The organism is Ancylobacter sp. VNQ12, from assembly GCF_049445835.1.
Lineage (GTDB): Bacteria > Pseudomonadota > Alphaproteobacteria > Rhizobiales > Xanthobacteraceae > Ancylobacter.
Genome location: NZ_JBMSDU010000002.1, coordinates 59,376 through 80,017, shown reverse-complemented (window position 1 = coordinate 80,017; position 20,642 = coordinate 59,376). Strand labels below are relative to the sequence as shown.

The following is a 20,642-nucleotide window of genomic DNA, read 5'->3' as shown; positions in this document are numbered from 1 at the left end:
CTTGATCAATGTCTATGTGTCGTGTATCGTCGACATATGGACACGAATAAAGTGCTTCTGGCCTTCGCGGCACTCTCTCAGTCGACCCGCCTCGATGTCTTCCGGCTGCTCGTGGCCCACGAGCCCGAGGGCCTCGCGGCGGGCGAGGTCGCGCGAAAGCTGGACGTGCCGCACAACACGCTCTCCACCCATCTCGGCATTCTCGCGCGGGCCGGATTGATCGTGGCGGAGCGCCAGAGCCGCCTGATCATCTATCGCGCGCAACTGGACGCGGTACGCGACCTCGCGTCCTTCATCCTCAGGGATTGCTGCGGCGGCAAGCCCGAGATCTGTGCCCCGCTGATCGCCGATCTTCAGCCCTGCTGCTCCGCCGAGGGGCAAGGTGCAGACACCCAAGCCGCCAAGGAGGCGCGCCATGGCTGATCAGACGCTGCCCGGCCAGAACGCCGGCCACATCTACAATGTGCTGTTTCTCTGCACCGGCAATTCCGCCCGGTCGATCCTCGCTGAATCGATCCTGGCCAAGGATGGGCACGGACGCTTCCGGGCTTTCTCCGCCGGCAGCCAGCCCAAGGGCGAGGTGAACCCGCTGGCGTTGACGACGCTGCGCAGCCTCGACTATCCGACGGACGGCCTGCGCTCGAAGAGCTGGAGCGAGTTCGCCGCGCCCGACGCGCCGGTGATGGATTTCGTCTTCACCGTCTGCGACGACGCGGCGGGCGAGACCTGCCCGGTGTGGCCGGGCCAGCCGATGACCGCACATTGGGGCATTGAGGATCCCGCCGCCGTCGGGGGGACCGATGTCCAGAAGGAGGCGGCGTTTGCGCGCACCTTCCGCTACCTCAAGAACCGCATCGCCACTTTCGCCGCCCTGCCGATCCGCAGCCTCGACACGATGACGCTGGGCGCCAGGCTGCATGAGATCGGCCGCAGCGAGGGCGCGACCGCGCCCCGGCGCGACGTGGCCTGAGGAACCCTCGATGACCGATGTCACCATCTACCACAACCCCGCCTGCGGCACCTCGCGCAACGTGCTCGGCCTGATCCGCAATGCCGGCCTCACGCCGACCGTCATCGAATATCTGAAGACCCCGCCGAGCCGCGACGAACTGGTGTCGCTCATCTCTCGTATGGGCATCACCGTGCGCGAGCTGCTGCGCGAGAAGGGCACGCCCTATGCCGAACTGGGCCTGGGCGACCCGTCTCTCACCGATGACGCGCTGCTCGACGCGATGATGGCCCACCCGATCCTGATCAATCGCCCGATCGTCATCACCCCGCGCGGCGTGAAGCTGTGCCGCCCCTCGGAGGCGGTGCTGGACCTCATCGACGCTCCCCAGCGCGGCGAATTCCGCAAGGAAGACGGCGAGCTCGTCATCGACGCCCACGGCCACCGCGCCACCTGAACCGAACCGGAGCTTTCATGTCCCAGACCTTGGCGATCACGCCCCGGCCGGCCGCGCGGCTGTCCTTCCTCGACCGCTATCTCACCGTGTGGATCTTCGCGGCGATGGCGCTCGGCGTCGGGCTCGGCACGGCGTTCAGCGGCCTGCCGGAGGCGCTGAACACGCTTTCGGTCGGCTCCACCAACATCCCGATCGCCATCGGCCTGATCCTGATGATGTACCCGCCGCTCGCCAAGGTGCGCTATGAGGAACTGCACCGGGTGTTCGCCGACCGGCGGATACTGCTGCTCTCGCTGGTGCAGAACTGGCTGATCGGCCCCACCCTGATGTTCGCGCTCGCGGTGATCTTCCTGCGCGACCACCCGGAATACATGACCGGGCTGATCCTCATCGGCCTCGCCCGCTGCATCGCCATGGTGCTGGTGTGGAACCAGCTGGCTTGCGGCGACAACCAGTATGTCGCCGGGCTGGTCGCCTTCAACTCGATCTTCCAGATCCTGTTCTTCTCCACCTATGCCTGGCTGTTCCTCGCGGTGCTGCCGCCGCTTTTCGGGCTGCAGGGCAGCGTGGTCGATGTCAGCTTCTGGACCATCACCGAAGCGGTGCTGATCTATCTCGGCATTCCCTTCCTCGCCGGCTTCCTCACCCGCCGCCTGCTCATCGCCCGCAAGGGGGCGGACTGGTATGCCGAGGTGTTCCTGCCGAAGATCAGCCCGATCACGCTCGGCGCGCTTCTGTTCACCATCGTCGCCATGTTCAGCCTCAAGGGCGGCGACGTCGTGCGCCTGCCGATGGACGCGGTGATGATCGCCATTCCGCTGACGATCTATTTCGTCGTCCAGTTCCTCATCAGCTTCGCCATGGGCAGGCTGATCGAGGCGGATTATCCCCGCACCACGGCGATCGCCTTCACCGCCGCCGGCAATAATTTCGAGCTGGCCATCGCGGTCGCCATCGCCGCCTTCGGCCTCGGCTCACAGGTCGCCTTCGCCGCCGTCATCGGGCCGCTGGTGGAGGTGCCGGTACTGATCCTGCTGGTGCAGGTCGCCCTGCGGCTCGGCGGTCGCTGGTTCCCCGCCACGGCACCGCGCGCCGGGTGAGACCGGGGAGGCTGAATATTTCGATAGCTATCGAAATAGCCATTGACGGCACTCTGCCGCGCCGCATAGCTTATTTCGATGAATATCGAACAAGCATCCCGCCAGCTTGAGGCGCTCGGCAACCCGACGCGCCTGCAGATCTACCGGACGCTGGTCCGTGCGGGCCATGCCGGCCTGCCGGTCGGCGGATTGCAGGAGCGCATCGGCAGCGCCGCCTCGACGCTCTCGCACCATTTGCGGCGCCTCGTCGACACCGGGCTGGTGACGCAGGAGCGGCAGGCGACGAGCCTGATCTGCCGCGCACATTATCCGGCAATGAACGCACTGGTCGGCTATCTCGCCGACGAATGCTGTGAGGATGAAGGCTGCGGCGGGGGCCTATCCGCCGGTGCGAGCGCCTCTTCATGAGCGGCAACGTTCTCGCCTCTGGCGCCGGGGAGCATCGCCCGCCCGGCGCGCGCAGCCTGTTCGTCACCGGCCTGGGCATCGGGCAGGTCTGCTCCTGGGGTTCGCTCTATTACAGCTTCCCGCTGATCGCCGAGGCGATGGGCCATGAGTTGGGCTGGTCAAAGACCGCGCTTTACGGCGCGGCGACGCTCGGCCTCGCTTTGGCGGGGCTGGCGGCCTATCCGATCGGCGCCGCCATCGACCGCGGTCATGGCCGCGCGATCATGACCATCGGCTCGGTGCTGGCCGGGCTGCTCTTCGTGCTGTGGTCGCAAGTCCAGAGCCTCGCTTTGTTCTATGTCGCGGTGGCCGGCATCGGCGCTCTGCAGGCGGCGACGCTTTACGATCCGGCCTTCGCCGTCATCGCCCGCCGTTCGGGCCCGTTGCATGCGCGGGCGGGGATCACGGCGCTGACGCTGTGGGGTGGCTTCGCCTCGACCGTGTTCATCCCGCTGGTGCAGGTGCTGCTCGACACTGTGGGGTGGCGCGACGCGCTCATGGTGCTGGCGGCGGTCAACATTCTCGTCTGCGCCGGCTGCTACTGGTCGGTGATCGACCCCGCCGCCGATGCGCCGGTGCACCGCGCCTCAAGCGGCCTGCCGGCGCTGAGCGGAAGGGCGGCGGTGGCGTGGGCGGCGCGCCAGCCGGTGTTCTGGGCGCTGGCGGTGGCCTTCACCGCTTATTCCGCGGCGTTCTCGGCCTTCACTTTCCATCTCTATCCCCTGCTGGTGGAGAAGGGATTCGAGACGGCCTCGGTGGTTGCCGCCATGACGCTGATCGGCCCGGCGCAGGTGGCGGGGCGCATCGCCATCTGGGTGTTCGCGCCGCGCGCGCCGGTGCGGGTGATCGGTTCCTTCACCGTCGCGATCTTTCCGCTGACCCTCGTCGCGCTCGATGTGCTGCCGCCGAGCTTCATGCTCATCGCGCTCGTGGCGCTGCTCTATGGCGGAGCCAACGGCATCACCACCATCGTGCGGGGGCTGTCCGTGCCGGAAATGCTCACCCGCGAGGCTTATGGCGCGGTGAACGGGGCGATGTCGGCGCCGAGCACGATCTCCCGCGCGCTCGCCCCGCTCGGCGCCGCGCTCATCTGGTCGCTGTCGGGTTCCTATGATGCGGTCCTCATGACGATCATCTTCCTGACGCTGCTGCTCGCCGCCGGCTTCTGGCTCGCCGCCTTCCTGTCGCGCCGCGCCGCCGCGATCTGAGGTTCTTCGTGATGAACACATTCGATGACTTCACCGACGCGCTCGACCCCGATCATTTCGACCGGCCGGATGCCGGCAAGCTGGCGCCGGCCACGCCGATGACGCACCCGCCGCGCATTCTTCTGCTCTATGGCTCGCTGCGCACGCGCTCCTACAGCCGGCTGCTGGTCGAGGAAGCTGCGCGTCTCTTGACCGCCATGGGGGCGGAAACGCGCATCTTCGATCCCTCCGGCCTGCCTCTGCCGGACGCCGTGCCGGCGGACCATCCCAAGGTGCAGGAACTGCGGGCGCTGTCGGAATGGTCGGAAGGCCAGGTTTGGTGCAGCCCGGAGCGGCACGGCACCGTCACCGGCGTGTTCAAGTGCCAGATCGACTGGCTGCCGCTGGAATATCGCGGCATCCGCCCCACCCAGGGGCGCACGCTGGCGGTGATGCAGGTCTCGGGCGGCTCGCAGTCCTTCAACGCCGTCAATACGCTGCGCGTGCTCGGCCGCTGGATGCGGATGATCACCATCCCCAACCAGTCCTCGGTCGCCAAGGCGTTCGAGGAATTCGACGAGGCCGGGCGGATGAAGCCGTCGCCCTATTACGACCGCGTGGTCGACGTGATGGAGGAACTGATGAAGTTCACCCTGCTGACGCGCGATCGCCGGGACTACTTCACCAGTCGCTACAGCGAGCGACGCGAAGCCGCCAGGAAGCTGGCGGTGGCGGCGGAAGCGGATCTTTCGACCATCGCCATGGCGGGAACGGTCGGGTCTCGGTGATGCCGTGAGCGTTCCCCACCGGTCTGAGCTAGACTGCCGGTGACGCGCATACGGCGGTCCATGGCGGTGACCGCAGCCGCACGGATGGCCCCCGCCTTGCATGCTGCGACGGGGTTTTCGATGCGGTACAAGTTTTCGCGGTGGCATGACGGTCGACACTAATCTCAAGATCGTCATCGTGGACGAAAGCCCCTTGCGGGCCGCCATCCTCGAGGAAGGACTGCGCGAGGCCGGCTATCTCAACGTGCTGCGCCTGCCTGAGCACCAGAACCTGCTGGCGCGCCTGCACGCCATCGATCCCGACGTCATCGTCATCGATCTCGAGGCCCCCTCGCGCGACGTCGTCGAGCAGATGTTCCATGTCAGCCGCGAAGTGAAACGCCCGGTTGCCATGTTCGTCGACCAGTCGGATTCCTCGACCATCGAGGCGGCCATCGAGGCGGGCGTCTCCGCCTATATCGTCGATGGGCTGAAGAAGGAGCGCGTAAAGCCGATCGTCGACATGACCATCAGCCGCTTTCGCGCCTTCGCCCGGCTCAAGCAGGAACTCGAGCAGACCCGCACCCAGCTCGAGGAGCGCAAGATCGTGGATCGCGCCAAGGGCATCCTCATGAAGCTGAAGGATCTCGATGAGGAGAAGGCCTATGCGCTGATGCGCCGGACCGCGATGAACGAGAAGAAGCGCATCGTCGACATTGCCCAGTCCATCATCACCGCGGCGGAGCTGCTGAAATGACCCGCCTCGCCATCGGCTTCATCCCACTCACCGACGCTGCCGTGTTGATCGCGTGCGCCGAGCGTGGCTTCGCCGCCGCCGAAGGGCTGGAGATCGACCTGCATCGCGAGGTGTCCTGGGCCAATATTCGCGACAAGGTGAATGTCGGCCTGCTCGATGGCGCCCATATGCTGGCGCCGCTCGCCATCGCCTCCTCGCTCGGCCTCGGTCATGTCAGGGTGCCTCTGGTCGCGCCCTTCGCGCTGAACCTCAACGGCAATGCCTTCACCGTCAGCAACGATCTGCACGACGCGATGGCCGAAACCGGCGAGGACCTCTCGACCGGGGAGGGAACGGCGCGGGCGCTGGCGCGCGTGGTGCGGGCGGGACAGGCGAGGGGTCACGAGCCGCTGACCTTCTCCTCGGTCTATCCCTTCTCCGCCCACGCCTTCATGCTGAGGCATGTCTTCGCCGCCGGCGGGCTCGATCCGGACCGCGACGTGCGGCTCGTTGTCGTGCCGCCTTCCTACACGGTCGAGAGCCTGCGCGCGGGGCTGATTCACGGTTTCTGCGTCGGCTCGCCATGGAACAGCGTCGCGGTGGCGGCGGGCGCCGGGCGCATCGCCTTGCTCGGGTCGGAGGTGTTCGGCTGGGCGCCGGAGAAGGTGCTCGGCGTGCACGCCCGGTTCGCCCAGGCCGAGCCGGAGGTGCTGCGCCGGCTGGTTCGCGCGCTCGATGCGGCGGCCCGCTGGTGCGAGACGCCCGAGGCGCTCGGCGACCTCTCCGCCCTGCTGGCCGAGCCGCGCCATCTCGACCTGCCGACGGACATGCTGCGCGGCGCCCTTGAAGGTCGGCTCCATGCCACGCGAGAAGGCGCCTCGCGGTCCGATGCGGGCTTCCTCGTCATGCACCGCGACGGCGCCAACCGGCCCGAACCTGCACATGCGCTGTGGATCTACGCGCAGATGGTGCGCGCCGGCCAGACGAGCTACAGCGCGGCGGTGGCCGAACAGGCGGCAGCGGTCTATCGCCCGGACCTTTACGACGCTGCGACCGGGCTTGCCGGCGGCGGGGTTGCGCCGGGCGCCGACCCGGTGCGCACGCGCTTCGGCGAGCCCTTCACCACGGAGGATATCCCCGGCTATCTCGCTCGGGTGAAGGCGGGTTGAGCGCCTTGGACTCTCCGCCCAGTCTGCGGCGCTGCACATGATCGCGGCACAATGGGCGCACTTGTGCGCGCTATATTGGCATGCCGCATGTCCCGGCGTGGGTGGCAGGGGATGCGCCGTCACGCGCGGCTATTCGTGGCAAGTCGTTGAATTCACATTGGATGAATTCGATACAGGCGTCGCCGAGGCGGGTTGGCACGCTTCGTGAATATAAGTTCTCGCCGCCGGCCAACGATGACCGGGGTCATTTTCCGATTACGCCCGACGATGGGCTTGCAGCAGCGACGCTGACTCCGTGACGGCACATGCCGTCAGGGTCGGCTGTTTTGTGCGCATTTCATCGCCGCGCTCGGATCCCTGAATGTCGGGGCGTGGCTTCTCGAAACAACGGTTCCGAGGGCTCCATGGCCAAACTCTTTCTCCCGCATCGCTCCACCCGCGGCCTGTCCCGCCGCTCGCTGCTGAAGGGCTCTGTCGCCACGCTCGGCACCGCGGCACTCCTCGATGCGATTGGCCTCGCCTTTCCCGGTGGCGTGCCTTCCGCGCATGCCGACACGCCGGAAACCACCAAGGCGACGCTCGGCTATATCGCGCTGACGGATGCTTCTCCCCTCATCATCGCCAAGGAAAAAGGCCTGTTCGCCAAATATGGCGTCCCCGATGTCGAGGTGGTGAAGCAGGCTTCCTGGGGCGCCACCCGCGACAATCTCGTGCTCGGCGGCAGCGCCAACGGCATTGACGGTGCGCACATTCTCTCACCGATGCCGTACCTCATCTCCGCCGGCAAGGTGACGCAGAACAATGTGCCGACGCCGATGTACATCCTCGCGCGGCTCAATCTCGACGCGCAGGGCATCTCGGTTTCCAACGAGTACAAGGATCTCAAGGTCGGCACCGATGCCGCGGCGCTGAAGGCCGCTTTCGCCGCGAAGAAGGCGGCCGGCAAGGAGGTGAAGGTCGCCATGACCTTCCCGGGCGGCACGCATGATCTGTGGCTGCGCTACTGGCTGGCGAGCGCCGGCGTCGACCCGGACAAGGACGTCTCCACCATCGTCGTGCCGCCGCCGCAGATGGTGGCGAACATGAAGGTGGGCAACATGGACGCCTTCTGCGTCGGCGAGCCCTGGAATGCCCAGCTCGTCAACCAGGGCATCGGCTTCACCGCCTGCACCACCGGCGAAATCTGGCAGCACCATCCCGAGAAGGCGCTCGGCATGCGTGCCGACTTCGTCGACGCCAATCCGAAGGCGACCCAGGCGATCCTCATGGCCGTCATGGAAGCCCAGCAATGGTGCGACCGGATGGAGAACCGGCAGGAACTCGCCGAGATCGTCAGCAAGCGCCAGTGGTTCAACGTCCCCGTCGCCGACATCGCCGGCCGGCTGAAGGGCGACATCGACTATGGTAACGGCAGGAACGTGAAGGGCTCCGACCAGTACATGAAGTTCTGGCAGGACTTCGCCTCCTACCCCTTCAAGAGCCACGACGCCTGGTTCGTCACCGAGGACATCCGCTGGGGCCGGTTCGAACCCACCGTCGACGTCAAGGCACTGGTCGACAAGGTGAACCGCGAGGACCTCTGGCGGGCGGCGGCCCGAACGCTGGGCGTGCCGGCGGCCGAGGTCCCCACCTCGTCCTCTCGCGGAAAGGAAACCTTCTTCGACGGCAAGGTCTTCGATCCCGACAACCCGACCGCCTACCTCGCCAGCCTCGACATCAAGCGCGTGGCCTGACCCGTCGCCTCCCGTTCCGGAGGCGTCCGACGACACATAAGGAGCCAACCATGTCGCTCACTGTCCTCAAGAGCGCGGCGCCGTCGCCGCGCAGGGATCCGATCGTCAGCGCTGAAGTCGTCCGTCTTGCCGCGCCGGCGCGGCCGATGGTGGCTGGACGTCTCGCCACGCTCGGCAAGGGCTTGGCGGTGGCCATCGTGCCGCCGGCGCTGGTGCTCGTCCTGCTGCTCGGGCTGTGGGAGATGCTGTGTGCGAGCCCCGGTGCCACGCTGCCGCCGCCCTCGACCATCTGGAGCGAGGCGCGCGAGCTCATCGTCGATCCGTTCTTCGTCTACGGGCCGCAGGATATCGGGCTCGGCTGGCGGGTGCTCACCTCGCTGCAGCGTGTTGCCGTGGGCTTCGGCCTCGCGGCGGTGATCGGAGTTGGGCTCGGCGTGACGGTCGGCCAGTCGGTATGGGCGATGCGTGGACTCGATCCCATCTTCCAGGTGCTGCGCACCGTACCCCCGCTCGCCTGGCTGCCGATCGCACTCGCCGCCTTCCGCGATTCCAATCCGTCGGCGATCTTCGTGATCTTCATCACCGCGATCTGGCCGATCATCATCAACACGGCCGTCGGCGTGCGTAACATTCCGCAGGACTATCGTAACGTCGCTCAGGTGCTGCGGCTCAACCCGCTGGAGTTCTTCTGGAAGATCATGCTGCCGGCGGCGGCGCCCTACATCTTCACCGGGCTGCGCATCGGCATAGGTCTCTCCTGGCTCGCTATCGTGGCGGCGGAGATGCTGACCGGCGGCGTCGGCATCGGCTTCTTCATCTGGGACGCGTGGAACTCCTCACGCCTGTCCGACATCATCGTGGCGCTGGCCTATATCGGCGTGGTCGGATTCATCCTCGACCGCCTCGTCGCCGGCATCGGCGCCTTCGCTACCCGCGGCACACAGGCCGCCTGAGGAGGGACCGATGAGCGCCTATCTCAAGTTCGACCACATCGACAAGTCCTTCATCCGCGGCGGCAACGTCACCGAGGTGCTGAGGGAAGTCTCGCTCGACGTTGCCAGGGGCGAGTACATCTCGATCATCGGCCATTCCGGCTGCGGCAAGTCCACCTTGCTCAACATCGTCGCCGGGCTCACCCCGGCGAGCGCCGGCGGCGTCATCCTCGAAGGCCGGCAGGTGGACGGCCCCGGCCCGGACCGCGCCGTGGTGTTCCAGAACCACTCGCTGCTGCCGTGGCTCACCGTCTACGACAATGTGCGCCTCGCCGTGGACAAGGTGTTCTCCGGCCGCAAGAGCCGGGCGGAGCGTCACGACTGGACGCTGCACAATCTCGATCTCGTGCAGATGGTGCACGCGAAGGACCGGCGCCCGTCGGAGATTTCCGGCGGCATGAAGCAGCGCGTGGGCATTGCGCGCGCGCTGGCCATGGAGCCGAAAGTGCTGCTGCTCGACGAGCCCTTTGGCGCTCTCGACGCTCTGACCCGCGCGCATTTGCAGGACAGCGTGATGCAGATCCATGCGGCGCTGGGCAACACCGTCATCATGATCACCCACGACGTCGACGAGGCGGTGCTGCTCTCCGATCGCATCGTGATGATGTCCAACGGCCCTGCCGCCCGCATCGGCGAGGTGCTCGACGTGCCGCTGGCGCGCCCGCGCCGCCGGCTCGATCTCGTCGCCGACCCGATCTATCTGCGATGCCGCGAGACGGTGCTCAAATTTCTCTATGAGCGTCACCGCCTGGTGGAAGCGGCGTGATGAGCGAGCCCCTCGTCATCATCGGCAATGGCATGGCCGCGGCGAAGCTCTGCGAGGAACTCGCCGGCCGTTGCCTCGGCCGCTACGCCGTCGGCGTGATCGGTGCCGAACCGCGCCTCGCCTATAACCGCGTGCTGCTCTCCTCGCTGCTCGCAGGGGAGGTGGAGGCGTCCGACCTCGTGTTGCGCCCGGCCGAGTGGTGGGCGGCGCGCGGCATCACCCTGGTCTATGACCGCCCGGCTGTCGCCATCGACCGCGCGGCGGGTCGTGTCGTGCTCGCCGATGGCACCTTCCTTCCCTACGCCAAGCTGGTGCTCGCCACCGGCTCCCACCCGGTGCGCCTGCCGCTGCCCGGCATGACGCTTCCCGGCGTTACCGCCTTTCGCGACATGGCGGATGTCGGAACGCTGCTTGCCGCCGCCAGCCGCGGCACGCGGGCGATCGTCATCGGTGGCGGCCTGCTGGGGCTGGAGGCCGCCACCGGCCTCGCCGGTGCCGGGGCCCAAACCACGGTGATCCACCTCGCCGACCGGCTGATGGAGCGCCAGCTCGATGCCCGCGCCGCCGCGCTGCTCCGCCGTGCCGTCGAGGCGCGGGGCATCGAGGTCCTGCTGGGGGCTTCGACGCAGGCCATCGAAGGTGAGGACCGCGTCTGCGGATTGCGCCTCGCCGATGGGCGAGTCCTGCCCGCCGATCTGGTGGTCGTCGCCTGCGGCGTGCGGCCGAACGCCGATCTCGCCCGCGCGGCCGGCCTCGCCTGCAATCGTGGCGTGCTGGTGGATGACGGCCTTGCGGCGAGCGACCCACGCATTCACGCCATCGGCGAATGCGCCGAGCATCGCGGTCAGGTCTACGGTCTGGTCGAGCCGGCCTATGAACAGGCGCGGGTGCTGGCCGCGCGTCTTGCCGGCGCCGAGGCCGCCTATGCCGGCAGCACTGTGTCGACCAATCTGAAGGTCTCCGGCGTTCGCGTCTTCTCCGCCGGGGACTTCGATGGCGGGGCCGGCACGCAGGACATCGTGCTGTCCGATCCCGGCCTCGGCCTTTATCGCCGCCTCGTGCTGCGACAGGAGGCAGATGCCACGCGTCTCCTCGGCGCGGTGCTGTTCGGCGACACCGCCGATGGCGGCTTCTATCTCGATCTCATCCGTTCCGGCCGCGACATCGGCCGCCAGCGCGCCGATCTCGCCTTCGGCCGCAGTTTCCTGAGCGATCCCCTTTCCGACACCGCGGAGGCCGCGTGATGGGCACCGACTTCACCCCGGAGCAGAAGCGCTATCTGGAAGGCTTCGCCAGTGGTGTCGCCGCCACCCGTGCGATCGGCGGCCTCGCGGGTGGAGCGCCCGCCGCGTCGCCCCGTCCGGCCGCAGCGGAATATACCGGGCCGGAGGCTGCGGCACTGCGCGCCATGGCCCGTACCGAGGCCGAGGGCCGCAAACTGGTGAATGAGGAGAAGGCCAAGCGCGAGGAACTCGGGCTCGATTCCTATGCCCGCATGAAGCAGCATGCGCGGGAAGGCGTATTTCCCAAGGGGATCGATGTCTTCCGCTGGAAGTTCCATGGCCTGTTCTATGTGGCACCGACGCAGGACAGCTTCATGTGTCGGCTACGGATTCCCAATGGCATTCTGAAGCACTGGCAGTTTGCCGGTGTCGCCGACATCGCCGCGACCCATGGCGGCGGTTATAGCGACGTGACGACCCGCGCCAACCTGCAGATCCGCGAAATCCCCGCGACGGACGGCCCTGCCGTGCTGGAAGCGCTCATCGGCCTCGGCCTCACCTCGCGCGGCTCCGGCGCCGACAATATCCGCAACGTTACCGGCAGCCCCACCGCCGGCATCGATCCGCAGGAACTCCTCGACACCCGCCCCTATGCGCTGGAATGGCACCATCACATCCTCGCGGACCGTTCGCTTTACGGCCTGCCGCGCAAGTTCAACGTCGCCTTCGACGGCGGCGGGCGCATCGGCGCGCTGGAGGACACTAACGACATCGGCTTCCAGGCGGTGGAGGTGCGTGCGGGCGGCAATGTCGAGCCGGGCATATGGTTCCGCCTCGTGCTTGGCGGCATCACCGGCCATCTCGATCTCGCGCGCGATACCGGCGTGATCGTGAGGCCGGAGGACGCGACGCGGGTGGCTGATGCCGTCGTGCGCGTCTTCATCGACAATGGCGATCGCACCGACCGCAGGAAGGCGCGGCTGAAATATGTGTTGGACGCCTGGGGCTTCGAGAAATTCCTCGCCGCCGTCGAGGACAGGCTCGGCGCAAAGCTGACCCGCGTGCCGGCCGAAGCCGTGGCGCCGCGTCCCGAGGTGGACCGCCTCGCCCATATCGGCGTCTATCCGCAAAAGCAGCCGGGGCTGAACTGGATCGGCGTCGTGCTTCCCGTCGGCAGGATGACCGTCGAGCAGATGCGCGGTCTTGCACGTATCGCTCGTGACCTCGGCGACGGCGATCTGCGGCTCACCGTCTGGCAGAACCTCGTCCTCTCCGGCGTCGCCGATGAGAATGTCGGGCTTGTCGAGGCGGCAGCGGAGGCGATCGGCCTGTCCACCCGTGCCACCGCGATCCGCGCCGGTCTCGTCGCCTGCACCGGGGCGGCGGGCTGTAAGTTCGGCAATGCCGATACCAAGGCCACCGCGGAGGCGATTGCCCGGCATTGCGAGGCACGGGTCGCCATCGACCTGCCGGTGAATATCCACGTCACCGGCTGCCATCATTCCTGCGCCCAGCACTACATCGGCGACATCGGCCTCGTCGGCGCCCGCGTGCCGGTGAATGAGGAAGGCAGCACGGTTGCCGGCTATCATGTCGTGGTCGGGGGTGGTTTCGGTTCGGACGGCCATATCGGCCGCGAGCTCTGGCGTGACGTGACGGCGGAGGACGCGCCGGCGCGGGTCGAGCATCTGCTTAAGGCCTGGCTTGCCCATCGCGCCGATGCAACCGAAACGCTCGCCGGCTTCACGCGCCGGTTTGAGCCCGAGGCGCTGCGCGCGCTTGTCGAGGATGTCGCGGAATGAACGCACCGACATCGCTCTCCGCCCCGCCGGCGATCTCCTTCTTCCCTGAAACCGCACCCTTCTCGGAGGAGCAGCGCGCCTGGCTGAACGGCTTCTTCGCCGGCATCCTCGTTCCGCAGGGGCTGCCGGGCGGGGTGAGCGAACTGTCGCCGGCCGAGAATGCTGCGATCCTGTCCGCCGCCGAGGCTGACGACGGTGCCGCCTGGCACGACCCCGCCATGCCGCTGGACGAGCGCATGAAGCTCGCCGAAGGGCGTCCGCTGGCGCGCCGGATGATGGCGGCCATGGCCCAGCAGGATTGCGGCCAGTGCGGCTATGTCTGCGAGAGCTATGCCGCGGCCATTGCCAGCGGCAAGGAGGGCAAGCTCAATCTCTGCGCGCCCGGCGGCAGGGATACGATGCGCATGCTGAAGACGCTGGCTGCCGAGCTCGATGGCGGGCCCGCATCCACCACCATCGCTGAACCCTCTGCTGCCCCGAGCGTCCCCGGCATAACGCGCGACAATCCCGCGCTCGTCACGCTGGTCTCGCGCCGCAGGCTTAACAAGGGCACCTCGGAAAAGGAAACCTGGCACGTCGAGTTCGACCTCTCCGCCGCCGGGCTCGACTATGCGGTAGGCGATAGCTTCGGCATCTTCCCGCAGAACGATCCCAGTCTCGTCTCCGCCGTGATGGAGGCGCTGGGGAGCACGGGGCAGGACGTGATCGGCGAGCGAGCCGCCGCCGACGTGCTGGCGCGGGATGTCTCGCTCGGCGCCGCGCCTGACGGGCTGTTCCACCTGCTCACCTACCACACCGGCGGCGAGATGCGCCGCAAGGCCCGCGCGCTTGCGGCCGGGGAAGATCCGGACGGCGACCTCGCGACGCTCGATGTGCTGGCGGCGCTGGAGAAGTTCGGCCGTCCGCGCATCGCCCCCGAAGTGCTGGTTGAAGCGCTGGAACCATTGCAGCCCCGGCTTTATTCCATCTCCTCCAGTCCCAAGGCGACGCCGGGTCGCCTGGCGCTTACCGTCGACGCGGTGCGTTACCGCGTCGGAGAGCGCACGCGGATCGGCGTCGGCTCGACCTTCCTCGCCGCCCGCCTCGATGAGGGCGCCGAGTTGCGCGCCTATGTGCAGAAGGCGCACGGCTTCGCGCTGCCTGCCGATCCGTCGGTGCCGGTCATCATGGTCGGTCCCGGCACCGGCGTGGCGCCGTTCCGCGCCTTCCTGTGGGAACGCTTCGCGACGAACGCGCCGGGCCGCAACTGGCTGTTCTTCGGCCATCAGCGCAGCGACTGCGACTTCTTCTATGAGGACGAACTCGCCGGCATGCGCGCCACCGGCCACCTTACCCGGCTGACGCTCGCCTGGTCACGTGACGGCGCGGAGAAGGTCTATGTGCAGGACCGCATGCGCGAGGTGGGTGCGGATCTCTGGGCATGGATCGAGCAGGGGGCTCATTTCTATATCTGCGGCGACGCCAAGCGCATGGCGAAGGACGTCGAGCACGCGCTCGTCGACATCGCCGCCGCCCATGGCGGGCACGGCACCGAGGCGGCGCTCGCCTATGTCGCCGCGCTCAAGAAGGCCGGGCGCTACCAGGCGGATGTCTATTGATGAACGCGCCTGGTCCCATAAGGCCGGCGGCACTGGCGCCGCCTGATCCAACCTTGAACCGGACGGCGTCCGCGATCCGCAGCACCTGCCCCTATTGCGGGGTCGGCTGCGGCGTGCTGGCGACCCCGGACGACTCTGGTGGAGCGACCATCGCGGGCGATCCCGAACATCCCGCGAATTTCGGCCGCCTCTGTTCGAAGGGGACGGCGCTGGGCGAGACGCTGGGGCTGGAGACGCGCCTGCTTCACCCGATGGCGCGCGGCATGGATGGCGGCCTGCATCGTGTCGGTTGGGGCGAGGCGCTCGACCGCATCGCCAACTCTTTCGCCGATACGATTGCCCGGCACGGCCCCGATTCCGTCGCGTTCTATCTCTCCGGGCAATTGCTGACCGAGGATTACTACGCCGCCAACAAGCTCGCGAAAGGCTTCCTCGGCACGGCCAATGTCGACACCAATTCGCGCCTGTGCATGGCGTCCTCCGTTGCCGGCCATCGCCGCGCTTTCGGCTCGGATACGGTTCCCGGCGTCTATGCGGACCTCGACGAGGCCGATCTTGTGGTGCTCGTTGGTTCCAATGCCGCCTGGTGCCATCCGGTCCTGTTCCGCCGCATCGAGGCCGCGCGGGTAAAGCGCGGCACACGGGTGGTGGTGATCGATCCGCGCCGCACGGCCACCGGCGACGAGGCGGATCTTTTCCTGCCGGTGGCGGCGGGAGCGGATACCATCCTGTTTTCCGGCCTTCTCGTCTGGCTTGCCGACCAGGGGGCGCTCAACGAGGACTTCGTCGCCACCCATACTTCCGGCTTCGCGGAAGCGTTGCAGGCGGCGCGTCGCCTGGCCCCTGATGTCGAAGCCGTCGCGGCGCAGACCGGCATCGGCGAGGATGACCTTTCCGCCTTCTACCGGCTGTTCGCCGGCACCGAACGGGTCGTCACCTGCTACTCGCAGGGCGTGAACCAGTCGGCGCAGGGCACCGACAAGGTGAACGCGATCATCAATGTCCATCTCGTGACCGGGCGCATCGGCCGGCCCGGCATGGGTCCGTTCTCGCTCACCGGCCAACCCAATGCGATGGGTGGACGCGAGGTTGGCGGCCTCGCCAACCAGCTGGCCGCGCATATGGATTTCGCGCCGGAGAATGTCGATCGTGTGCGCCGCTTCTGGCAGGCGCCACGAATGGCGACGCGCGAAGGACTGAAGGCGGTCGCTCTGTTCGACGCCATCGCCGCCGGCAAGGTGAAGGCGCTGTGGGTGATGGGCACGAATCCCGCCGTCAGCCTGCCGCGCGCGGACATGGTACGGGAGGCTTTGAGCCAGCTCGATTTCCTCGTCGTCTCCGACAATGTCGCGATCAACGACACGCTGGACTGCCACCCGCACCTCGTGCTTCCCGCGCTTGCCTGGGGCGAGAAGGACGGCACGGTCACGAATTCTGAGCGGCGCATCTCGCGGCAGCGGCGTTTCCTGCCGCCGCCGGGGGAGGCGAAGGCGGATTGGTGGGCGGTTGCCGAGGTCGGTCGGCGCCTCGGCCACGGCTCGGCCTTCGCGTGGCGCTCGGCGGGGGATGTGTTTCGCGAGCATGCCGCGCTCTCGGCGTTCGAGAATGACGGCGCGCGCGACTTCGACCTGTCCGGGCTGGTGGGGATGGACGAGGCGGCGTTCGACGGCCTCAAGCCGGTGCAATGGCCGATGCACCATCTGGGAGACGTCTCGGCGAAGCGTTTCTTTGCCGATGGGCGGTTCTATACTCCCGACGGCAAGGCGCGCTTCATCGTGTCGGCGGTGCCGGCTCTCGCCGACGCTGTGGATGAGAATTCCCCCTTCCTGCTCAACACCGGCCGCACGCGTGACCAATGGCACACCATGACCCGCAGCGGGCTCAGCCCTCGGCTCGGTGCCCATCGGCCGGTTCCCTTCGTCGAGATCAATCCGGCCGATGCCGCCCGGCTCGGTATCGGCGAGGGTGGGCTCGTGCGGATCGCTTCCCGCCACGGCTCCGCTGTCCTCGAAGCGCATGTCGAGCCCGGGCAGTCGGCTGGAACGGTCTTCGCGCCGATCCATTGGAGCGCCGCGACCTCGTCCAGCGGGCGCGTCGGCGCACTGGTCTCCGGTGAGACCGACCCGTTCTCCGGACAGCCCGAGGCCAAGGCGACGCCGGTCACACTCGCGCGGGTCGATCTGCCGTTCCGTGGTTTCGTGCTGTCCCGGCGCCGCCGGGGCGCGCCGCCGGCCGACTGGTGGGCGCGCACGGCGATTGCCGGCGGGCAGGCGCATTTCCTCGCCAGTGCGGGCTCGCCGCGCGACTGGCTGGCGTCATGGCTCGATCTGTCGGGGGAGGATGGCCGGACGGTGGTCTATGAGGACCATCACGCCGGGCGCTATCGTCTCGCCACCTTCGACGCGCTCGGCGTCATCGACACGATTGCCTTCACCGAACCCGCCGAGGCGCGGCTCGACTGGCATACGCCTTTGCGTCTCTTCAACGATGGGGCTCTGCCACCGGCGGAGCGTCGCGGCGTGCTGTCCGGCAAGTCGGGCGCCTCGCCCTCCTGCGGCGCCATATTGTGCGCCTGCCATGGCGTGACGGACCAGGCCGTGGCTCAGCTCATAGGCGCCGATGCCGCGGCTGATCTCGCGACGGTCGGCGCCGTGCTCAAGGCAGGGACCGGATGCGGCTCCTGCATTCCGGAGATCAGGCGAATGCTGGCGGCGCGATGAGCCGGCCTGGCCTCCGCCGGGCTCAGAAGACGAAGTCGACGGAGGTCAGCAGCCAGCACCCTCGCGCCCATTCGATGCGGTTGCCTGAGGCATCCGCGTTTATCGAGCTGGTCCGGAAGACCGGGGTGCCGGGCGTGAGCTGGAGCAGGTGCGCCTCCTCGGCGGTCGCGAAGCCTCCGCTGATACGTGTCTCGACCCGCCGGTACTTCTGAATGCCATGTGCGACAAAGGCGTCGGTCACTGATTGGCGCCGTGCGTAGACCACCTCGAAATCGGCAAGCCGGTCGGCGGGGAAAACCTTGGTGCTGATGTAGATCGGCTGGCCATCGGCACTGCGCACGCGTCGCAGCCGGATGACCGGCGATCCCACAGGCGATCGCAGCTGGGCCGCCATTTCGGCATCGGCGGGTTCCCGATCGAGAAAAAGCGTCTGGGTGGAGACATTCTTGCCGTCCGCACGCAGGCTCTCCGCGAAACGGCTGCCGTCGCGCACGATCAGTGCCGAGGGCAGGCTGCGCACGAAGACGCCGACGCCCTTGCGCGAGGTGAGATGGCCCTCCTGCTGGAGCTGCTGCAAGGCGCGGCGCAGCGTGATGCGCGTGACCCCGAGCTTTTCGGCAAGATGAACCTCGCCGGGAAGCTGGCTCCCGGCCTGCAGGCAGCCGCTGTCGATCAATGCCAGTATGTAGGCGTAGATCTGCTGCCAGATGGGCGTGTCGGTGCGGGGACGGAAGACCAAACCGTCGAAGCCGGATACGTCGCCCGATCGGCCGGACGGAGGCCTCACGCTTCTGTTCACGCTTTCACTCCGCGGCATGCGCGAGATTGGACATCAGGTCTCGATCAAGCGCTCGGCGAGCATAGACGATTTCGCCGGCGACGATCGTCGCCACCACCTGCGGGTGGGACATATCGGCAGCATCGACGAGGATGAGATCAGCGCGCTGGCCGCAGCGGAGGCTGCCGCGGTCCGCCAGCCGCGCCACCCGCGCGGGATTGCCCGAGACGAGCGGCCAGAGGCTCGCCAGCTTGTCCAGGTCGCCGCCGGCCAGTGTGAACGCCGCGTAGAGCGGGGAAGGATAATGATAGTCGCTGGTGAGGACGGTACACAGATTCCGGCGGACCGCGTCGCCCGCATCGAGCGCGCCGTTATGGCTGCCGCCACGCACGACATTGGGAGCGCCCAGGATGACGTCCTCGCCCACCGCGCGGGCAGCTTCCGCCGTGTCCAGCGTCAACGGGAATTCCGACGATGCGGCTCCCAGCGCGCGGAAGCGGGTCCGCTCTCCAGGCGAGGCTTCGTCGTGAGCGAGCAGGACATTGCCGTGTGCTCGCGCACGGGCGGCAAGGCCCTCAATGGCGGCGGGAACCGCATCCCGACGGCTCCAGACGCGGTCGAGCAGCGCCATGTAGTCGTCGCGGCTGACGCCTGAACGTTCGGCCATCTGGCCGATCTTGCGAGCTATGGTGCCCTTCAGCACCGAACCTGTCGTGTGGTCGTTGAAGGCGAGGATAGGCGCAGGCGACAATTCCAGCCACCGGGCCACCTGCACCGCTTCGTCGAGCGCGAAGGTCTCCCAGCGCAGATGCAGGCGTGTGTCGCAGGCCAGCGTGTCGCGCAACTCGGTAAGAGTCTGCACGAACGCCTGCGCCGCCTCGGCGGAGCGAAGGCCGGGCTCCCACGAGACGGTGACGCCGTGGAAAGCCGTGGTGATTCCGTTCGCGACGAGCTGGCGATCGGTGTCCAGCAGCGCGAGCTTGGTGTCGAAGCGCACGCCCGGGCGGGGCATGATGTGACGCTCGAACGCGTCGCCATGGATATCGACGATACCCGGTAAGATCAGCAGCCCCGAAGCATCGAGGCGGCGCGCGCCATCGATCGCCGGTGCCAGGCCCGCGCCGGCGATATAGAGCGGGCCGTCGCACCATCGACCATCGACCAGCGTCGAGCCGTTTTCAATCCGCCACGCCATCACCGCACACCCGCCGCCCTGTCGTCATCCATGTCACGAACTCGTCATTCGCTGTCTATACAGATAAGCAATCGAAAGACATCCTGTCTATACAGCAAGGGGCAGAAAATGTTTCGCAGGCTTGTTCCCGCCCTCGCCATCTCCCTGGTGACCGCCTTCTCCGCCATGGCGGAGCCGGTTCGCTTCGCAGTAACGGACATTGAGGGGCTCGAGGCCCTCCAGCAGGAGTTCGGTCCGTTCCAGAAGGCCCTGGAAGAGAAGACCGGTCTTGATATCGAGCTGATCCCCGTCAGCTCGCGTACCGCCGCCGTGGAGGCGATGAATGCCGGCCATGTCGAGCTGGTGCTCACCGGCCCGGCCGAATACGTCATCATGAAGCAGCTCAGCGATCCGCGTATCGTCGTCGCGTGGCAGCGTCCCGATTATTTCGCCCAGATCGCGGTTCTGGCGAACGGCCCGATCCGCACGCTCGGCGACCTTAAGGGCAAGAAGATCGCGTTCGGGTCGGTGGGCTCGACCTCGCAGCATCTGGGGCCGGCGCAGGCACTTGCCGACCAGGGCCTCGTCTATGGCAAGGACTATGAGGGCGTGATCATCTCGCGCAACGTGGCGGCGGAAGCGCTCATTCGCGGTGACATCGCCGCCATGGGCCTGAACTTCGGCCACCTCAACGCGATCCGCAAAGCATTCCCGAACGCGGCCTTCGCCGTGGTGGCGCGCGGCCGCGACCTGCCGAACGACATCCTCGTAGCCCGCAAGGACATTCCGGAGGAAACCTTCGTGAAGGTCCGCGAGGCGTTCCTCAAGCATGGCAACGAATTGATGAGCGCCGTGCTGGAAGGCGAGGACAACAAGAAGTTCAAGGGCGGCATCTTCATCACCGACATCAAGGACAGCGACTACGACTATGTCCGCTCGATGTACCGCACCATCGGTGTCGAGAGCTTCAACTCCTTCGTCGAGTGATCCCGTCTTCCGAGGCCGGACAAGCACGCGCTTGTCCGGTGCTCTCCTATTTTGGCG

At 67.4% G+C, this 20,642-nt stretch carries 19 protein-coding genes; 17 read left to right on the top strand and 2 right to left on the bottom strand.

Translation table 11 applies throughout. The annotated features are described in order from the left end of the window. Positions 1 to 36 precede the first annotated feature (36 nt). The 16 genes from ACO2RV_RS03855 to ACO2RV_RS03780 all read left to right on the top strand — a co-directional run bounded on the left by ACO2RV_RS03855 (position 37) and on the right by ACO2RV_RS03780 (position 17,646). Entirely contained in the window at positions 37 to 423 is a 387-nt protein-coding gene (locus ACO2RV_RS03855) for an ArsR/SmtB family transcription factor (protein ID WP_423290018.1), read from the top strand. Next, a complete protein-coding gene (locus ACO2RV_RS03850) occupies positions 416 to 970 on the top strand; it encodes an arsenate reductase ArsC (RefSeq protein ID WP_423290016.1) in 555 nt (184 codons plus the stop codon). The genes ACO2RV_RS03855 and ACO2RV_RS03850 overlap by 8 nt, the downstream gene beginning before the upstream one ends. A 10-nt stretch (positions 971 to 980) precedes the next feature. Next, positions 981 to 1,406 carry an arsenate reductase (glutaredoxin) gene (gene arsC / locus ACO2RV_RS03845; RefSeq protein ID WP_423290014.1) on the top strand — a complete coding sequence of 142 codons (426 nt, stop codon included), beginning with the start codon at positions 981 to 983 and terminating at the stop codon, positions 1,404 to 1,406. A 17-nt stretch (positions 1,407 to 1,423) separates the two neighbouring features. Beyond that, the gene (gene arsB, locus ACO2RV_RS03840; RefSeq protein WP_423290012.1) at positions 1,424 to 2,506 is read left to right on the top strand and encodes an ACR3 family arsenite efflux transporter; all 1,083 of its coding nucleotides are present in this window, start codon (positions 1,424 to 1,426) and stop codon (positions 2,504 to 2,506) included. Positions 2,507 to 2,584: 78 nt separating this feature from the next. Next, entirely contained in the window at positions 2,585 to 2,914 is a 330-nt protein-coding gene (locus ACO2RV_RS03835; protein WP_423290010.1) for an ArsR/SmtB family transcription factor, read from the top strand. Beyond that, entirely contained in the window at positions 2,911 to 4,161 is a 1,251-nt protein-coding gene (locus ACO2RV_RS03830; protein ID WP_423290008.1) for an MFS transporter, read from the top strand. The genes ACO2RV_RS03835 and ACO2RV_RS03830 overlap by 4 nt, the downstream gene beginning before the upstream one ends. 11 nt (positions 4,162 to 4,172) lie before the next feature. Then, positions 4,173 to 4,928, top strand: coding sequence for an arsenical resistance protein ArsH (gene arsH / locus ACO2RV_RS03825; RefSeq protein ID WP_423290006.1), 756 nt, complete (start codon positions 4,173 to 4,175; stop codon positions 4,926 to 4,928). Between the two features lie 145 nt (positions 4,929 to 5,073). After that, positions 5,074 to 5,664, top strand: coding sequence for an ANTAR domain-containing response regulator (locus ACO2RV_RS03820; protein WP_423290004.1), 591 nt, complete (start codon positions 5,074 to 5,076; stop codon positions 5,662 to 5,664). Next, complete coding sequence (locus tag ACO2RV_RS03815; RefSeq protein WP_423290002.1) at positions 5,661 to 6,812, top strand: CmpA/NrtA family ABC transporter substrate-binding protein; 1,152 nt, start codon at positions 5,661 to 5,663, stop codon at positions 6,810 to 6,812. Before ACO2RV_RS03820 ends, ACO2RV_RS03815 begins: the two co-directional genes overlap by 4 nt. A 404-nt stretch (positions 6,813 to 7,216) precedes the next feature. Further along, positions 7,217 to 8,545 (top strand): CmpA/NrtA family ABC transporter substrate-binding protein, encoded by a 1,329-nt coding sequence (locus ACO2RV_RS03810; RefSeq protein WP_423290000.1) that lies wholly within the window; start codon positions 7,217 to 7,219, stop codon positions 8,543 to 8,545. 50 nt (positions 8,546 to 8,595) lie between these two features. Then, positions 8,596 to 9,498, top strand: coding sequence for a nitrate ABC transporter permease (ntrB, locus tag ACO2RV_RS03805; protein ID WP_423289998.1), 903 nt, complete (start codon positions 8,596 to 8,598; stop codon positions 9,496 to 9,498). 10 nt (positions 9,499 to 9,508) lie between these two features. Then, on the top strand, positions 9,509 to 10,303 hold the full coding sequence (locus ACO2RV_RS03800) for an ABC transporter ATP-binding protein (RefSeq protein WP_423289996.1): 795 nt from the start codon (positions 9,509 to 9,511) through the stop codon (positions 10,301 to 10,303). Then, positions 10,303 to 11,547: an NAD(P)/FAD-dependent oxidoreductase gene (locus ACO2RV_RS03795; RefSeq protein ID WP_423289994.1), complete on the top strand. Its 1,245-nt coding sequence runs from the start codon at positions 10,303 to 10,305 to the stop codon at positions 11,545 to 11,547. Before ACO2RV_RS03800 ends, ACO2RV_RS03795 begins: the two co-directional genes overlap by 1 nt. After that, on the top strand, positions 11,547 to 13,328 hold the full coding sequence (locus tag ACO2RV_RS03790; RefSeq protein WP_423291022.1) for a NirA family protein: 1,782 nt from the start codon (positions 11,547 to 11,549) through the stop codon (positions 13,326 to 13,328). The genes ACO2RV_RS03795 and ACO2RV_RS03790 overlap by 1 nt, the downstream gene beginning before the upstream one ends. Further along, positions 13,325 to 14,926 (top strand): sulfite reductase subunit alpha, encoded by a 1,602-nt coding sequence (locus tag ACO2RV_RS03785; RefSeq protein ID WP_423289992.1) that lies wholly within the window; start codon positions 13,325 to 13,327, stop codon positions 14,924 to 14,926. The genes ACO2RV_RS03790 and ACO2RV_RS03785 overlap by 4 nt, the downstream gene beginning before the upstream one ends. Next, positions 14,926 to 17,646, top strand: a complete 2,721-nt coding sequence (locus tag ACO2RV_RS03780) for a molybdopterin-dependent oxidoreductase (protein WP_423289990.1) — start codon at positions 14,926 to 14,928, stop codon at positions 17,644 to 17,646. The genes ACO2RV_RS03785 and ACO2RV_RS03780 overlap by 1 nt, the downstream gene beginning before the upstream one ends. Before the next feature lie 22 nt (positions 17,647 to 17,668). Here ACO2RV_RS03780 and phnF read toward each other — a convergent pair whose 3' ends face one another. Continuing rightward, positions 17,669 to 18,445 (bottom strand): phosphonate metabolism transcriptional regulator PhnF, encoded by a 777-nt coding sequence (gene phnF / locus ACO2RV_RS03775; protein ID WP_423289988.1) that lies wholly within the window; start codon positions 18,443 to 18,445, stop codon positions 17,669 to 17,671. Between the two features lie 4 nt (positions 18,446 to 18,449). Further along, complete coding sequence (locus tag ACO2RV_RS03770; RefSeq protein ID WP_423291020.1) at positions 18,450 to 19,619, bottom strand: alpha-D-ribose 1-methylphosphonate 5-triphosphate diphosphatase; 1,170 nt, start codon at positions 19,617 to 19,619, stop codon at positions 18,450 to 18,452. Positions 19,620 to 19,727: 108 nt separating this feature from the next. On the opposite strand from ACO2RV_RS03770, the gene ACO2RV_RS03765 reads away from it, so the two are divergent. Beyond that, positions 19,728 to 20,585 carry a PhnD/SsuA/transferrin family substrate-binding protein gene (locus ACO2RV_RS03765; RefSeq protein WP_423289986.1) on the top strand — a complete coding sequence of 286 codons (858 nt, stop codon included), beginning with the start codon at positions 19,728 to 19,730 and terminating at the stop codon, positions 20,583 to 20,585. Positions 20,586 to 20,642: the final 57 nt, after the last annotated feature.

Excerpts from the sequence above, each read along its gene's own strand:
- ACO2RV_RS03855 (WP_423290018.1), top strand. The coding sequence starts at position 37 with ATGGACACGAATAAAGTGCTTCTGGCCTTCGCGGCACTCTCTCAGTCG.
- ACO2RV_RS03850 (WP_423290016.1), top strand. The coding sequence starts at position 416 with ATGGCTGATCAGACGCTGCCCGGCCAGAACGCCGGCCACATCTACAAT.
- arsC (WP_423290014.1), top strand. The coding sequence starts at position 981 with ATGACCGATGTCACCATCTACCACAACCCCGCCTGCGGCACCTCGCGC.
- arsB (WP_423290012.1), top strand. The coding sequence starts at position 1,424 with ATGTCCCAGACCTTGGCGATCACGCCCCGGCCGGCCGCGCGGCTGTCC.
- ACO2RV_RS03835 (WP_423290010.1), top strand. The coding sequence starts at position 2,585 with ATGAATATCGAACAAGCATCCCGCCAGCTTGAGGCGCTCGGCAACCCG.
- ACO2RV_RS03830 (WP_423290008.1), top strand. The coding sequence starts at position 2,911 with ATGAGCGGCAACGTTCTCGCCTCTGGCGCCGGGGAGCATCGCCCGCCC.
- arsH (WP_423290006.1), top strand. The coding sequence starts at position 4,173 with ATGAACACATTCGATGACTTCACCGACGCGCTCGACCCCGATCATTTC.
- ACO2RV_RS03820 (WP_423290004.1), top strand. The coding sequence starts at position 5,074 with ATGACGGTCGACACTAATCTCAAGATCGTCATCGTGGACGAAAGCCCC.
- ACO2RV_RS03815 (WP_423290002.1), top strand. The coding sequence starts at position 5,661 with ATGACCCGCCTCGCCATCGGCTTCATCCCACTCACCGACGCTGCCGTG.
- ACO2RV_RS03810 (WP_423290000.1), top strand. The coding sequence starts at position 7,217 with ATGGCCAAACTCTTTCTCCCGCATCGCTCCACCCGCGGCCTGTCCCGC.
- ntrB (WP_423289998.1), top strand. The coding sequence starts at position 8,596 with ATGTCGCTCACTGTCCTCAAGAGCGCGGCGCCGTCGCCGCGCAGGGAT.
- ACO2RV_RS03800 (WP_423289996.1), top strand. The coding sequence starts at position 9,509 with ATGAGCGCCTATCTCAAGTTCGACCACATCGACAAGTCCTTCATCCGC.
- ACO2RV_RS03795 (WP_423289994.1), top strand. The coding sequence starts at position 10,303 with ATGAGCGAGCCCCTCGTCATCATCGGCAATGGCATGGCCGCGGCGAAG.
- ACO2RV_RS03790 (WP_423291022.1), top strand. The coding sequence starts at position 11,547 with ATGGGCACCGACTTCACCCCGGAGCAGAAGCGCTATCTGGAAGGCTTC.
- ACO2RV_RS03785 (WP_423289992.1), top strand. The coding sequence starts at position 13,325 with ATGAACGCACCGACATCGCTCTCCGCCCCGCCGGCGATCTCCTTCTTC.
- ACO2RV_RS03780 (WP_423289990.1), top strand. The coding sequence starts at position 14,926 with ATGAACGCGCCTGGTCCCATAAGGCCGGCGGCACTGGCGCCGCCTGAT.
- ACO2RV_RS03770 (WP_423291020.1), bottom strand. The coding sequence starts at position 19,619 with ATGGCGTGGCGGATTGAAAACGGCTCGACGCTGGTCGATGGTCGATGG.
- ACO2RV_RS03765 (WP_423289986.1), top strand. The coding sequence starts at position 19,728 with ATGTTTCGCAGGCTTGTTCCCGCCCTCGCCATCTCCCTGGTGACCGCC.